Here is a 15,086-nt window from a genome sequence, read left to right as displayed (position 1 = left end):
ATAGATCTCCCCCTTTAGAGCTATTTCTAAAGGGAATTAAGCCCCATACACTTTTTTATTTACTGATGCTTTTTTATAAGGTAATCAGTATATAAATGGTGTTTTTAAGCTAACTAAATATTAATCATTTTTAAAACAAATTTGTTATGAAAAAAACTTTTTTATTGCTCTTTGCTATGAGTATGATGCTGTGCATGACTTCAATGAATGTTCAAGCCCAGCGATACATGGAAAAACTTGACAGTGGATTAATCGCCATGCGAACCGGTACTAACTCAGTACTTATAAGTTGGCGAATTCTCGGTAATGAATACGCCCAGAATGCTACTTACAACTTATATCGTGAGTCAACACTAATTGCATCCAATCTTAGTGTTTCAAATTATGTGGATGCAACCAGTACTGATTATTCATATAGTGTAGCTGCTGTTATTGGGGGAACAGAGCAAGCATTATCTCCTGCTACCACTATTAGAGGATGGGAATCTTTTACTATTCCGGTTAACTCAATTAACGGTAGTTACACTACCCATACTGTGAATGATGCCTCTGTTGGTGATCTAGATGGTGACGGGCAGTACGAAATTGTTGTGAAAAGACTTGCCATTGATGAAAGTGCAAACTCAACTAATTATCATCATTTAGAAGCTTATGAACTTGATGGTACTTTTATGTGGTCTATCAATATGGGACCTAATTTGATACACAATCAAGAGGTCAACTTTTTGGTGTATGATTTTGATAACGACGGAAAGGCCGAAATTGCCACTAGAACTTCCGATGGTATGATTGACGGTCAAGGTAATAATATTGGAGATAGAGATGGTGACGGACAAATTAACTATCGCTCTACAGCTGCAGCGAATGGTCCGTTTCTTTTTAGAGTAAATGGTCCTGATTATATATCAATTTTTAATGGTGAAACGGGGGCTGAAATTGCATGGGATTCATATATTGATCTTGCCCCAATAGAACAATGGGGACTACCAGGTATGAACCTTTCTCAACTTGGTCACAGATCTACTAAATGTATGTGGGCAGTTGCCTATACTGATGGGATAAACCCAAGTTTTGTGATTAGTAGAGGAATTTATGAACGAATAAAACTGGAAGCATGGAACTTTAGAAACGGAACCTTAACCAAAGAATGGGCTTGGGATAGTAATCCTAATGGTCAAGCCACAGCTTATACTGGACAAGGAAACCACAATCTTGCTGCTGGAGACCTTGATGGTGACGGTAGAGACGAGATCACTTATGGAGGTATGGCAATAAATGAATATGGTGTTGGTATGTATTCTACTGGTTTTGGTCATGGTGATGCAGCTCATTTAGCAGATATCAACCCTAATATTGCCGGTTTAGAATTTTTTGGTGCTCAAGAGTATGCTAATGGCTCTACCATTCCTGGTCTAGCGATAAGAAATGCTACTAATGGTAATGTGCAATGGGCAAGTTATTCTAGTGGTGATATTGGGAGGTGTATGGCTGCTGATATAGATCCAAACTATTATGGTATGGAAGTTTGGGGTAGTGATGGTTCAGGTCTTCGTAGCTGTACAGGGCAGCAAATATCTACGAACATACCAACTGCAACAGGTGGTGGAGCTTCTTATAATTTTGGTATTTGGTGGGATGGAGATGTTCAGCGTGAAATACTAGACAAAACTGTTATTGGTAAATGGAATGGATCTGGAACCGATAGAATGGCCACATTGTATAATATAGAGCCTATTTCAGACAACAATGGAAGTAAATCTAATCCGTGTTTAATGGCTGATATTTTGGGAGATTGGCGAGAAGAAGTGATATACCGACGTACAGATAACACAGGGATGGTTGTTTTTGTCTCTCCCTACAGTACCACTCAAAGAATGTATACCTTAATGCATGATCCTAATTACAGATCGGCTATTGCATGGCAGAACAACACCTATAATCAACCTCCAAATCTTGGATTTTATTTTGGTGGTGGCATGACCACACCTCCAAATCCTAATATTCAGTTAGTGGAGCCTGTACCAAATGGAATCACTTTACAAGCCACAGCTGATAACGGAGTCGTTAATCTATCTTGGGCACTACAAGGAATATCAGGAATTCAGGAAGTACTAAGAGATACTGATCCTAACCCAGCAGGGAGAGTTAGGTTGTCTTATGTAACGAATGGTACCACTTACACAGACAATACGGTGACTAATGGAACTACCTATTATTATTGGATAAAAGTTACTGCTACTGATGGTAACACTTACAATTCTGCTGCGATTGAAGCAACGCCACAGAGTTGTACCCCTACGGCAATTACTCCTTATTTACAAGTAGATGGTGGTTCGTGGCAAACAGCTACAGATGTAACCATTGACCAAGGTTCTTCGGTTAAATTTGGTCCACACCCAACAAGTGGAGGAACATGGGCATGGTCAGGATGTGGTAGTTCTGGTTCATCTAGGGAGTACACAGTAACGCCAACAGGAAACTGTACTGCTACAGCCACTTATACCAATAGTGCTGGTTGTGTTACCACACAAAACTTTAATATTACCGTAAACTCAACACAAACAATAGGGATTGCCATACAAGAAAATGAAACAGGTTTCTGTGGAGTAGATGGGACTGTTGATAGTAATAATGCAGGATATTCTGGTACCGGATTTGCCAACACCTCTAATGCTAGTGGTAACGGAATAGATTGGTCTGTTGCCGTGCCTTCTTCTGGAACTTATACCTTGAGATGGAAATATGCCAATGGAGGAACTACTGATAGAAATGGTAATGTAATTGTAAATGGTACAAATGTTACTTCGGCTTCATTCCCTTCTACAGGAAATTGGACTACTTGGTCAGAAAATAGCAATTCAACGGTAACGGTTACTTTAGCCGCTGGAGTAAATTCTATCAGATTAGAAGCAACCACTTCTTCAGGTTTAGGAAATATTGACAAATTGGAAGTAGAAGGAATCAGTCCTGTTGCAAATAACTGTTCAGGAAGTGGTTCAAGAAAGGGAATTGCTTCAGAAATTATTGAAGAAGGTGATGTAAATGATAATAATTCAAAATTATACATCTCTCCTAACCCAGTTAATGCTGGAGAAACCTTAAAAGTTACTTTACCAAAAGAGGCAAAACAAATGAATGTTTACAGCACTCAAGGACAATTGTTATATAGTAGCGTTTTAAGTGGGCAGTCTTCAATCAATCTTAACTACCCTTTACACCCAGGAATATACATTCTTATTGTTTTGTCTGAGGAAGGTAGCCAACAAACTAAATTAATTGTTAAATAAAAAAACGATCATGAATATTTAACTTTTAATTCTTTTTAATTCACACCCAAAAGCCCTTTTGAGATCACTCAAAAGGGCTTTTAATTTCTTATGCACAAAAATGTTAAGGTCTAGGTTTTAGAGCATTTTCAATTTCTTCTTTGGAAATGTAACCATCGTGATTACTGTCTACCCTACTAAAATCTTGTTGTAATGGGCCTTTGATTTCCTCCTTAGATAATTTTCCGTCTTTATTTGCATCCATGTGTTGTAGCATCTGCATTGAATTAGGTCTTTGTGCTTGACCTTTACCTCTTTGTTGGTTTCCTACTTCTGGTCGTCTTTTTTCTTCCTCAAATGCTCCCATCAAACATCGACTTACATATGGAAACTCACTGGTTACCAAATACCTATACACTCCGTCAATAGTAATTCCGTTACATTCATCCAAATCCCCCAGTCCAGCCACATATTCAAAATCTGAAGTATAGGTTCCATCATGACCATCGTTTACATTTACTGTTATGGTTTTCTTTGGGTTGGTATAAGTACAATCTTCTCCTGCTCTATTTCCTTTAACTAATTTGTAACTAGATTTATAAGCATTACTTTTTGAATAATAAATAGGATAACCATCCATAGCAAAACCGATGTGAACCAAATCTTCAGCATCTTTAGCATCCGCCACCACAGAAGTTGGAATTCCATGATAATGATAAGCTCCGTTGGGTTGTACGTGTGCATTGTTAAAATCAAGTCCTAAATCTATCAAACTCTGGAAAGCTTCTACCCTATAATTTTCACCGGTATCACAAATTACTACTTCTGCGGTTCCAGGTTCAAATTTCACTCCATTAATAGCAACTCCAGGCTCTCTGATCCATTGAGGTTCTCCAATCCATGTGGGATGTAATGGAATTTTATAGGTGTTATTTTGTGATGAAATGGTGTTTGGATTTCCTTTTCTTGGAAATACACCTGTTTTATGATTAGGAAGTGCATTGGTAACCATAATACGTTTGTCTTTAGTGATGATTACTTTTGTTTGTGTGCCAAAATTTTCATCTTCTAAGTTGTAAGCTTTAAAATACGTTTGAGAGTTCTCGGTTTGTTGACTGTGAACATTCCAAAACACAATCATACTTATCAACCCAATCATTACAATTCTTTTATTCATATTTAACTTTTTAATTACTGTTTGGTCTTTATAATCTAAAACAAGAAAATAGACAAATCCCCTACCCTTTTAATGAATAATATTATATCTCTACCGAAGCGTCGAGACGCTCCATGATGATTTAAAAAATCATTTATAATAACTAAAGATTATCAATACATACACTATCAACTCATTACCAATCTTTTACCAAATTGTTCATAAATTCCTTCTTTTATCTCTTTTAAAACGCCTAAAACAAAGGCGAAAAAATTATTTTAGCCAGCCTTAAAAACCGACTACACCTACGTAATATGGCTAACGAAAAAAACTGGTTACATTATTATAAAAACAGCTTAATAGATAGTGAAAATCTGGCTATTGATATCAATAGAATTAAAAATTTATATCAAGAAAAAACCTGTTTTATCGGTAATGGAACTATTAGCGCTAAACATGCTACGGAAATGTTAGATGCCGAAGAACGTAGAATTAACCGACTGAAAGGAATTAGTAAAAAAGACAGTAGTAACTGGCGAGAAATTACAGAAACAGAAATATTAATTGCTCCTTTCTATTTAGATCATCTATCAGAAACCTCTTCACATCACAACAAAATCGTTAGACCTTTTTGGATTCCTGCCAAAGTAAATCGTTCGGGTCAATTGTCTACTTCTAAGGAATTATTTCCCTTAATTGTTAGAAATTATTTAGCTCCAATTGCTGATGTTCAAAATGATTTTATTTTTTCATCAACAGAAAAAATCATCCATGCTAGAGAAATAGCAAAACCCTTAGCTGAGGATGAGGAAACCCCTATTGCGTGGGATGAGTATTGGACGTATGTAAATGAAGTTTTTAAAAGCATTACCTATAGAAACATCAATCATTATAGAACAGAAGAATATCAAACCGTTCATGAGGTGATGTATTTTGCCACCAGTTCTAAAATAGCAACAGCCAAAAGTATTTTATTTTTATATGACCATATTCTAGATGAAGTTGAGGATCTTCCTTTACTATCTAAAATCATAAATCCTGTAAATAGAACGCGTAAAAATGCCATTACAGATGATGGGTTTTTAAATTATAATCATTTTCATTCTGGACAAATGTCCAATAAATTTCCATTGTCTATTAGTCAACGTAAAACCCTATTGTCTTACTTAACTTCTGAAAACAATGCTGTAACCGCTGTGAATGGACCTCCAGGAACCGGAAAAACAACCTTGTTGCAAAGTGTGGTGGCCACAGAATTTGTTAAAGCAGCCATAAAAGGTGAAGATGCTCCTGTAATTTTGGCTTGTTCTAGTAATAACCAAGCGGTAACCAATATTATTGATAGTTTTATCAATTCTGAAAGTACTTTAGAAAGTTTGTCAAAAAGATGGATTCCTGACTTTAACGGATATGCTACTTATTTACCTTCAAATTCTAAAAGCCCAAAATCTTTAGCAAACATCAACTATTTAAAAGGGAATTTATTTGGTCATGAAGGAACTTTGTGTGATTTAGAGAATGAGCAATATCTTTCTGAAGCGGAAACTTACTTTTTTAACAGATTTAAAGCGTATTATGAGTTTGAACCTGAGTCTTTAGAAGCCGTTTGTGATCATTTGCAAAAAGAAATTATATTGATAGATGATGAACTGAATAATGGAACTCGTATTTGCAGTGATTATATCAACTCTATTGATAAAATCAATGACATTATAATTCATGCTAAAAACAAAATAGAAAAAGACAAGATTCATATTTTAAACTTAAAAGCATGGAGAAATCAAATCAATCAGCTAAAATCAGCAGCTAAAAATGTAGATTTCATTCAACAAGTAAAAACGGTGTTTAGCACAGATCCTAAATCCCCTAATCATCATGATTATACTTTTAAAGTTGATGAAACACTTATTTCTGATAAAAAAAAAGCATTAGCATTTGTAAAAGATTGTTTGGCCAACTTTAATTTAGCCATACAATCAAACATCAAACTAAACGATTGGAAACAGAAAAACAACATTAAAGGATATCCTTTTGTCTCTGAAGATCAAATGTGGAGTTTTGAATATCAAAAAATGAATTCAACCACAAAAAAACCTCAATACTTTTATGATGAATTAGACATTGGTTTACGTCATAAAGCCTTTTTATTAGCTACCCATTATTGGGAAGCAAGATGGTTAGAAGCTACAAAGGATGCTGTAGAAAACGAAACAGAAAAAGGAACGGGAGAAAAGGCTATTAGCGAAAAATGGAAACGAAGAGCCATGTTAACACCGTGTTTTGTGGCTACTTTTTACATGGCTCCACCACATTTTATTTACAGTCAATATCAAGGAGAAAACGAAGAAGGAAAACCTATTTTTGAATACTTTCCACTTTTTAATTTTATAGATTTATTAGTGATTGATGAAGCTGGACAAGTAACGCCTGAAGTCAGTATTCCTTTGTTTTCTTTGGCAAAAAAAGCCATTGTTGTAGGCGATTTACAACAAATAGAACCTATTTGGTCTATTCCTCCTAAAATTGACCAAGGAAATTTAGCCAATCAAAATATCATTACCCATTACGAACAAACCGAAGTCTTAAAAGATTTAGGCTTCCTAGCTTCGAATGGAAGTATTATGAAAATGGCACAAAATGCTTGTGAATTTAAAACCTTATTGCCTACCGGAAATCAACCCGGAATGGTATTGCTGGAACATAGAAGATGTAATGATGAAATTATTGGATTTTGTAACGAGTTGGCGTATGGTGGTATTTTAAAACCGATGAAAGGAGTAGCTTCAGAGGCTCAACTTTTCCCATCAATGTTGGCTTATCATATAGAGGGAATCAGTGAACGCAAGTACAATAGCCGATATAATTTAAACGAAGTCAATGCCATTATTAAATGGTTACGACAAAACGAAGATGCCATTCAGGAGGCTTACAATGTCAATTCTATCGAAAAAGTTTTGGGAATTATTACCCCTTTTGCGAGTCAAAAAAACGAATTATCTAAAGCTCTGATTGAAGCAGGTTACAATATTAACGACCTTAAATTAGGAACAGTACACGCTTTACAAGGTGCAGAACGAAATATTGTATTGTTTAGTTCCGTGTACAGTCATATAGATGAAGGGACTTTGTTTTTTGACAAAGATGACAAACCCAACATGCTAAATGTAGCAGTTTCAAGAGCCAAGGATAGTTTTATTTTATTTGGTGATACTCGGGTGTTTGATGAAACCAAACAGACTCCCTCAGGTGTTTTAAAAAAACATTTGAGTGTTTTAGAAATGGTGAATTAATCATAGATCAAGGTTTTCTCGAGAAGTTTTGGGAGAAATATATTTATGTTGATGAAATTTTCATAGTATACTTGGTTCTCTTCGACACTTCTTCTCTTCTCGGTAACGATGATCGAACATTAAATGTTATTGCTAATAGGTTTTCCTTTTTGCGTGTTTATCAAGCGGAGTCTAGGTGTGCTGCTATGATAAAAAAGTTATTACCCCAATGCTACCCTCCTCAAATTTCAGGTAGCTAGCTAGAATGCCTAGATTGTCATTAAAATCATTCCTATTTTAAAAAGAACCGATAGATACATATCATTTTTATTGATTTATAACAAAATGCTTAAAATTATTAATTTTTACTTATACAGATTATAAATTATATAAATGAAAATATATAAATGTGATTTTTTAAATTTATTACATATTATTCAAGTAATCATTTAAAAAAACATATCATGAAAAAATTAATTTTATTGTCATTAAGTGCCGTTTTTACCCTCTCTAGTTGTAGGGTAATTAGACCAGGAGAAGTTGGAATTAAACAAACTTTAGGTAAATTTTCTAGTAAAGTACAAACTCAAGGAATAGTGTTTTATAACCCATTAGTCAGTAAAGTGGTTAAAGAGTCTACACAAACCAACAACATTAAACTTATTTTAAGCTTACCTAGTAAAGAAGGATTAAGTGTTAATTCAGAAATTTCAATTTTATATAGATTAGAACCACAAAAATTAACCTCTGTCCTAATAAATTTAGGTAAAAACTATGAATCTGTGGTGACCAGTGTTTTTAGATCGGCCGCTTCTGATGTTTGTGCACAATTTTATGCAAAAGACATGCACTCTGGAATGAGAGCAAAAATTGAAGCTGAAATTCTAAAAAAGATGAAAGTAAATCTTGAAAAGCAAGCAGAAGGAATTGATTTGATAGCTGTTTTAATGAAAAGAATTCAACTCCCTAATGGGTTAGCCAATTCTATTGAAAGAAAATTACAAGCAGAACAAGATGCCATGAGAATGGAGTTTGTGTTACAACAAGAAAAATTAGAGGCTGATAGAAAAATCATCAACGCTAAAGGGGAAAGAGATGCTCAAAAAATATTCTCTGAAGGTTTGACAGATCAAATTATTAAAATTAAAACCATCGAAGCGTTTAAAGAATTGTCTAAATCTCCTAACAGTAAAGTAATTATTACCGACGGAAAAACTCCTTTGTTGATTAATCAAGAAGATTAAAATACCTACAAGTCAAAAGTCATCTTTTTAAGATGACTTTTGTTTTTTAGCAATAAAATCTATTTTAAATAATTTTTAATTAATTGAGAATTTATAGTTGTATTGGGAGTCTTAAAATCAAAATATTGAGACAAAGGAATATCAAATCCTTTGTGGTTTAGGTAATTGTTTAAAGCGATATTTAATCCTTGACTGTATAAATGATGCGCTGCTCCTGTGGGATCTTCGTGATACAAATCATTCTCAGCAAAACCTTTAAACTTTGGTCCTGTGACTTTGATACCAAATTCATCAGGATTTTTCCCTACGGGACTGTGTGCTGTACAAGCAAATTGATGCCAAAATCCAGACTGAATACAATTGTGCATAAACAGTTGACGAACCACTTCTAAAGAATCGATGGTTTCTTGTTCAGTTTCCGTTGGAAATCCATACATTAAATAGGCATGCACCATGATGTTTTCATCAGAAAAAGCTTTGGTTACTCTGGCTACTTGTCCAATATCAACTCCTTTTTTCATTTTGGCTAGCAATCTATCCGAAGCCACTTCTAATCCACCTGTAACTGCTATACAGCCTGATTTTGACAATAAGGCACATAACTCTCTAGTGAATGTTTTTTCAAAACGAATGTTTGTCCACCAAGTAATATAGACTTTGCGTTCTAACAATTTATTTGCCAAAGCACGTAACATTTTTGGCGGAGCGGCTTCATCTACAAAGTGAAAACCTGTGACACCTGTTTCGGCTACAATTTTTTCAATTTTATTCACCAAATCATCCGCAGTGGTGTTTTCGTAATTCCCGATATAATCTAAAGTCACATCACAAAAAGAACATTGTTTCCAATAGCATCCGTGAGAAATGGTTAGTTTATTCCATCTTCCATCAGACCACATACGGTGCATCGGGTTCATCACATCTAAAAAAGACAAATATTTATTGTGTGGCAATCCTACATAACTTGGAGCTGGTAAGTTTTTATGATGAAAAATAGTGTTGGGTAATTTGTTTGCATAAATCACTTTATCATTCTGTAAAATATAAGTACGTTCTAAAGACTCTACTCCTATTTTACTCGCAATGTATTCTGTAATTCTTAACAGTGGACTTTCACCATCATCTAACGAAATAAAATCAACATACTCAAAAATACGAGGATCAGACAAACGTCTTAATTCTGTATTTGGATATCCGCCACCCATGGCAATTTGAATTTGTGGATATTCTTGTTTTATGAACTGAGCACATCGCAAAGCAGAAAATAAATTCCCTGGAAAAGGAACGGTAAAACAAATTAAATCATATTTGTTTTCTTGTAAATGCTGATCTAAAATATACAACATTTCATCTTCTATCAAAGTAGTTTCGTATTGTAAAAACTCATCAATGGTATCAAAACTAGAAGCAGCACGAGCAATACTTTCGGCATAACGTGTAAAAGAGAAAAACTCATCCACATTGGCATTGATAAAATCCCCCAATTCCTCTACAAACAGAGTAGCAATATGCTTGGCTTTGTCTAAAATTCCTAACATTCCAAACTCCGTACTTAAGTCTTTTTCAAGCTTGATACGTCTGTGTCCGTGAGGTAAAAAATCTTTATGATTGATTTGATAAGCAGCCGTAACTTCTTGCACCCTCAAATAATTCATAACGGTTTCTACCTTGTTGATGTATTCCTCTTTTTGTTTCCAAACCAAAGGAAAATCGTAATTTTTAAGTAAATCGGCTTGTTTAAAAATAGCATCAATAAATTCCCTTGTAAACACCGCTGTAAACAACTCAATGCTCAAATCCATTTGAGTGGTCTTTACTCCTTTACTATCCAAAAAACCTTTGATATAAGCCGTAGCAGGATAGGCCGTGTTTAGCTGAGTAAAAGGAGGCGTAATTAAAAGTGTGTTTACTGGCATATGATTTTGATAAAACACAAAGATAGGGTTCTGACGTGAATGTAAAAGATGTTTCGTAAACTCTTTAATGAGTGTAAAGTGTTTTGTATCTTTAAGAGAAAAATTGTTGTATTTGCTATTCTACCAATACTTTACAGATGAAAAAGATTATTTTAAAACCTGAAATTCATAAAAATAAAGAAATTATTTTGATTGAATTTGACTACAATTTAAAGATTAAAAACGCCTTAAAACGATGGGAAACTCGTGTTTATTGGAGTGAAACTTTTAGATGTTGGTATGCTTTAAAATCGGAGTTTGAGTTAAATTCTTTTTATGATACTTTTAAAGATTTGGGGTTTGTTGATTACAGTTTACTAAAAAAGAAGAGTAGTATTGTTAATGTTTCTGTACCTAAAAAAGCTCCTATTAAAGAGAGATTAAACGAAGAGCAAAGAACAGTATTAAATGCATTTTATAAATATTTAAAAGGAAAAAGATTTAGTGAAAGCACCTTAAAAACTTATACAAATTTGGTGGCTGAATTTGTGATTCATCAAAAAGAAATAAAGGAGTTTAGTTTAAGAGATATTGAATTATTTATAGAGTACGCTTTGGTGCCCTCTAGAGCCTCTATTAGCACTCATAGACAATTTATTAGTGCTATGAAACATTATATTACCTTTACACAAATGCCTATTGAAATTGATTTTAATGCTTTGGCTCCTAGAAAAAGTAAACTACTACCTAATGTATTATCTAAAGAAGAAGTGATTGAATTGATTAGAGTTACCAAAAATTTAAAACATAGAGTTTGTATTGCCTTGATATACTCTTCTGGATTAAGGATTGGAGAATTGATCAACTTAAAATTGCGTGATATAGATTTACAAAGACAAGTTTTAAAAGTACAAATTGGAAAAGGAAGAAAAGACAGATATATACCTATTGCCAACGTAATAATGCCTTTATTACATAATTATTTAACGACCTACGAACCTAAAACGTATTTGATTGAAGGCGTTGATGAAGAAACCCCTTACTCAACAGAATCTATTAGAAAATTTCTTAAAAAGAGCTGTGGATTGGCAAGAATTATTAAAAGAGTTACGCCACACACCTTAAGACATAGTTATGCCACTCACCTATTAGAAAACGGAACAGACATTAGATATATTCAGGAGCTGTTGGGTCATTCTAGGCCAGAGACGACCATGGTGTACACGCATGTTAGGAGTCAGGATTTACAAAAAATTACCAATCCTTTAGATTTATTTGTAAAACAAATTGAGCTACAACAAAAAAATAATACTATTTTTAACGAAAAACAAACACTAAAAGGTACGGATAACCCGTAACTGAATATTATATTCAGTACTTTTAGTTTTGATATAACAAGTTAGCTAAAATAATCGTAGCGGCGTTTTCCGTAGAAATATCAATATAATTTGAAACTTTTTAACTTCTCTCCTATTTTGAAATTTATCATAAAATAAGAGCATTTTATTAGCTGAAAATTATTGACTTTTTTCGTTGTGTATAAAACCTTAAAAAAATATTTCTATCAAAAATTAACATTCTTATCAGCGAAAATATTTTAAAAGTCGTGACAAAAAACTTGTGTTTAAAAACAGTAACTGCGAAAAATATCAAGTTTTTGAGAAATTATTTAAACTTAAAAAAATCATATTTTCTTGATAAATAAACAACAGTAGAAACGCGTAGGAAATTATCGTAGTTGCGTGAAATTATTAAGTTTTTGAAACATTAACTAAACATAAAAAGTTCTTCTTTTCTTGATAATTGAAAACAGTAGAAACGTGTAGGGAATTATCGTAGTTACGTGAAATCATGTTTCTTTTGAAAAATTGTCATGATTAAGAACTTTAACTATTCTAAATTTTTGTGGAAATAGGAAACCAATATTTTCTTTGAAACTTAACTTTTTTAACATGACTTTTTCAATCTAAAAATCAGTTTGAAAAATACTTTAGCTAACACCGGCTAAACTTCATGCGGGTTTTGTGCTAACTTCAAAGTTTTGTGTATATTTACTAAGTCGCCAAATCTTGTTGATTTGGCTTTGCGAAACCAAAAGAAACAAATCCAAACAAAAAGCTTCGGCTTAGTTGCGTGTTCGAAAATCTTGCCGATTTTCTTCCCGCACAAAGCCTAGCCAAAACCGTTAGGCACAAGGCAAAAATAAATAAAATGAATATTGATTTATTAAATGATTTATATGATAATGACATAATTTATCATTATACAAATGCTTCAACAGCAATAGATTTTATTCTCTATAATAATCAGCTGAAATTTAATGAATCTCGTAAATCAAATGACCCTATTGAAAGTAGTAATCCTCAAAGAAGTACTGTATATAGTATAAATCAAGAGTTGAGCAAAGAGATAATGATAAACGCTAATGAATTAGATTCTTTTGCTTATAAATTAGAGAAAAGCTTTTATCAAGTTTGCTTTTGCCAAAATAATATGTTTGAATATTATGAAAACAAAAATTCCATTAATTCTTTTAAAGGAAATGAAGAACTATTTGGTTTTACTAAGCCTAGAATGTGGGATCAATACGCTGATAAATATACAGGAGTTTGTATTGCTTTTTCAAAAGAAAAAATTTTATCAAAAAACAAAAGTTTAAAATTAATTGAAAAAAATATTGAGTATCTACCATTCAATGAATTATCGCTACAAAAATTAGGAAATTTTCAAGGAGATTATTTAATACAGGTTGGTAAAGATGTATATGAAAAAAAGATAAATGAAATAATCTTAAAATCATTTTTTCTAAAACACATAGATTATTCTGGGGAAAACGAATACAGAATAGGAACTCTATATAACAAGGAAAAATGTGCTGTTGAAAAAATCAAAGATAAATTCATTTTTGATTCTACAATTATGTTAGATATTTCAAAATGTATAAAGTCTATTTTTATATCGAGTTATGCTAATAATAAACAAAAAAAAGATTTGCATAAATATTCGAAAAAAATGAATATTCCACTAATTGAAATATTTTGGAATCATAATTCATTTGAGGCTAGAGATTATAAAGAATATAAACTATAAACCCAGTGCCTAACACCGGCTAAAATTAATACGGGCTTCTGTCCTACTTCAAAGTTTTGTGTATATTTACTAAGTCGCCAAATCTTGTTGATTTGGCTTCGTGAAATTAAAAGAAACAAATCCAAACAAAAAGCTTCGGCTTAGTACGTGTTCGAAAATCTTGGCGATTTTCTCCCGCACTAATCCTAGCCAAAACCGTTGTACTGCATTAAAAATGAATCCCGAAAAATTAAAAATTAAATCTGAAAAAAGAATCCAAAGTTTAGGATTAGAACCAAATCTAAATCTACCAGAAATTGAGAATTTAAATGATTTAAAATTTAAAACAGGAGAACAAATAGCAAAACGAATATTATCACTTGCTTATTTGTATGGAATTTCTTTTAATGCATCTCGAAAATCTATTCAAAATAAATTGAAAGAATATGGATTAATTGACGAATTAAGTAATTGGGAGAATAAAATATTAACAAAAAAAACACTGACCAAACAAGATAAAGTAAATATTGATTGGGTTACTGAAAGTATTGAAGTTCTTGGTTGGGCAATTGGACTATGGAGTGAAATTCCTTTACTTAACGAATGTAATGAGGATAGACAAGCCGATAATGTTCCTCTAAATGAAAATCCTGTAAAATTTATAACAACTGCTGAAATAATTCCTTTAAATGAAATTCAAGAACAAGCTGACATAATTTATAGATTACATTGGATTGCTAAAAGAACTGAAATAGGTAAAATTGGAAAACATTCAAATGATGTTTACATGGAAAGACATAAAGCAATTAATTGGATTATTGGACTATCTAAAGATTGGGATACTATAAATACTGATACATAACTAAAAAAACGCTGTACAACACCGGCTAAACTTCATGCGGGTTCTGTGCTTTCTCAAAGTTTTGTGTATATTTACTAAGTCGCCAAATCTTGTTGATTTGGCTTTGTGAAACCAAAGAAACAAATCCAAACAAAAAGCTTCGGCTTAGTTCGTGTTCGAAAATCTTATCGATTTTCAACCCCGCACAAAGCCTAGCCAAAACCGTTAGCCTAAACAGGAAATTTCGGTCGAAATTTCCGCAGATAAATTAATTCTTAACTTTTCTTGAAACATTTTGAAACCAATTCTCACGCAAAAAAAAATAAGTTGAAAACTTTTCCGTAAA

Annotated in this window: 8 protein-coding genes; 6 read left to right on the top strand and 2 right to left on the bottom strand. The window is 32.9% G+C overall.

Translation table 11 applies throughout. The features are described from left to right. Window positions 1–146 precede the first annotated feature (146 nt). Window positions 147–3,287, top strand: coding sequence for a rhamnogalacturonan lyase family protein (locus QVZ41_RS12480; RefSeq protein WP_302884934.1), 3,141 nt, complete (start codon window positions 147–149; stop codon window positions 3,285–3,287). Window positions 3,288–3,390: 103 nt separating this feature from the next. On the opposite strand, the gene QVZ41_RS12475 is transcribed toward QVZ41_RS12480, so the two are convergent. Beyond that, complete coding sequence (locus QVZ41_RS12475; protein ID WP_302884931.1) at window positions 3,391–4,443, bottom strand: YHYH protein; 1,053 nt, start codon at window positions 4,441–4,443, stop codon at window positions 3,391–3,393. A gap of 293 nt (window positions 4,444–4,736) precedes the next feature. On the opposite strand from QVZ41_RS12475, the gene QVZ41_RS12470 reads away from it, so the two are divergent. Next, a complete protein-coding gene (locus QVZ41_RS12470) occupies window positions 4,737–7,712 on the top strand; it encodes a DEAD/DEAH box helicase (protein WP_302884930.1) in 2,976 nt (991 codons plus the stop codon). A 443-nt stretch (window positions 7,713–8,155) separates the two neighbouring features. Next, window positions 8,156–8,935 (top strand): prohibitin family protein, encoded by a 780-nt coding sequence (locus QVZ41_RS12465; RefSeq protein ID WP_302884928.1) that lies wholly within the window; start codon window positions 8,156–8,158, stop codon window positions 8,933–8,935. 59 nt (window positions 8,936–8,994) lie between these two features. Here QVZ41_RS12465 and QVZ41_RS12460 read toward each other — a convergent pair whose 3' ends face one another. After that, window positions 8,995–10,851 carry a B12-binding domain-containing radical SAM protein gene (locus QVZ41_RS12460; protein ID WP_302884927.1) on the bottom strand — a complete coding sequence of 619 codons (1,857 nt, stop codon included), beginning with the start codon at window positions 10,849–10,851 and terminating at the stop codon, window positions 8,995–8,997. Window positions 10,852–10,988: 137 nt separating this feature from the next. Between QVZ41_RS12460 and QVZ41_RS12455 the strand changes: the two genes are divergently transcribed. From QVZ41_RS12455 to QVZ41_RS12445, 3 genes are all read left to right on the top strand, one after another. Continuing rightward, window positions 10,989–12,188: a tyrosine-type recombinase/integrase gene (locus QVZ41_RS12455; protein WP_302884926.1), complete on the top strand. Its 1,200-nt coding sequence runs from the start codon at window positions 10,989–10,991 to the stop codon at window positions 12,186–12,188. Between the two features lie 853 nt (window positions 12,189–13,041). Then, window positions 13,042–13,920 (top strand): DUF2971 domain-containing protein, encoded by an 879-nt coding sequence (locus tag QVZ41_RS12450; RefSeq protein ID WP_302884924.1) that lies wholly within the window; start codon window positions 13,042–13,044, stop codon window positions 13,918–13,920. Window positions 13,921–14,134: 214 nt separating this feature from the next. Further along, window positions 14,135–14,761 carry a DUF4272 domain-containing protein gene (locus QVZ41_RS12445; protein ID WP_302884923.1) on the top strand — a complete coding sequence of 209 codons (627 nt, stop codon included), beginning with the start codon at window positions 14,135–14,137 and terminating at the stop codon, window positions 14,759–14,761. Window positions 14,762–15,086: the final 325 nt, after the last annotated feature.

Source organism: Wenyingzhuangia gilva (genome assembly GCF_030519655.1).
In the GTDB taxonomy this organism is placed as follows: domain Bacteria; phylum Bacteroidota; class Bacteroidia; order Flavobacteriales; family Flavobacteriaceae; genus Wenyingzhuangia; species Wenyingzhuangia gilva.
This window is presented reverse-complemented; position numbering and strand designations above follow the sequence as displayed.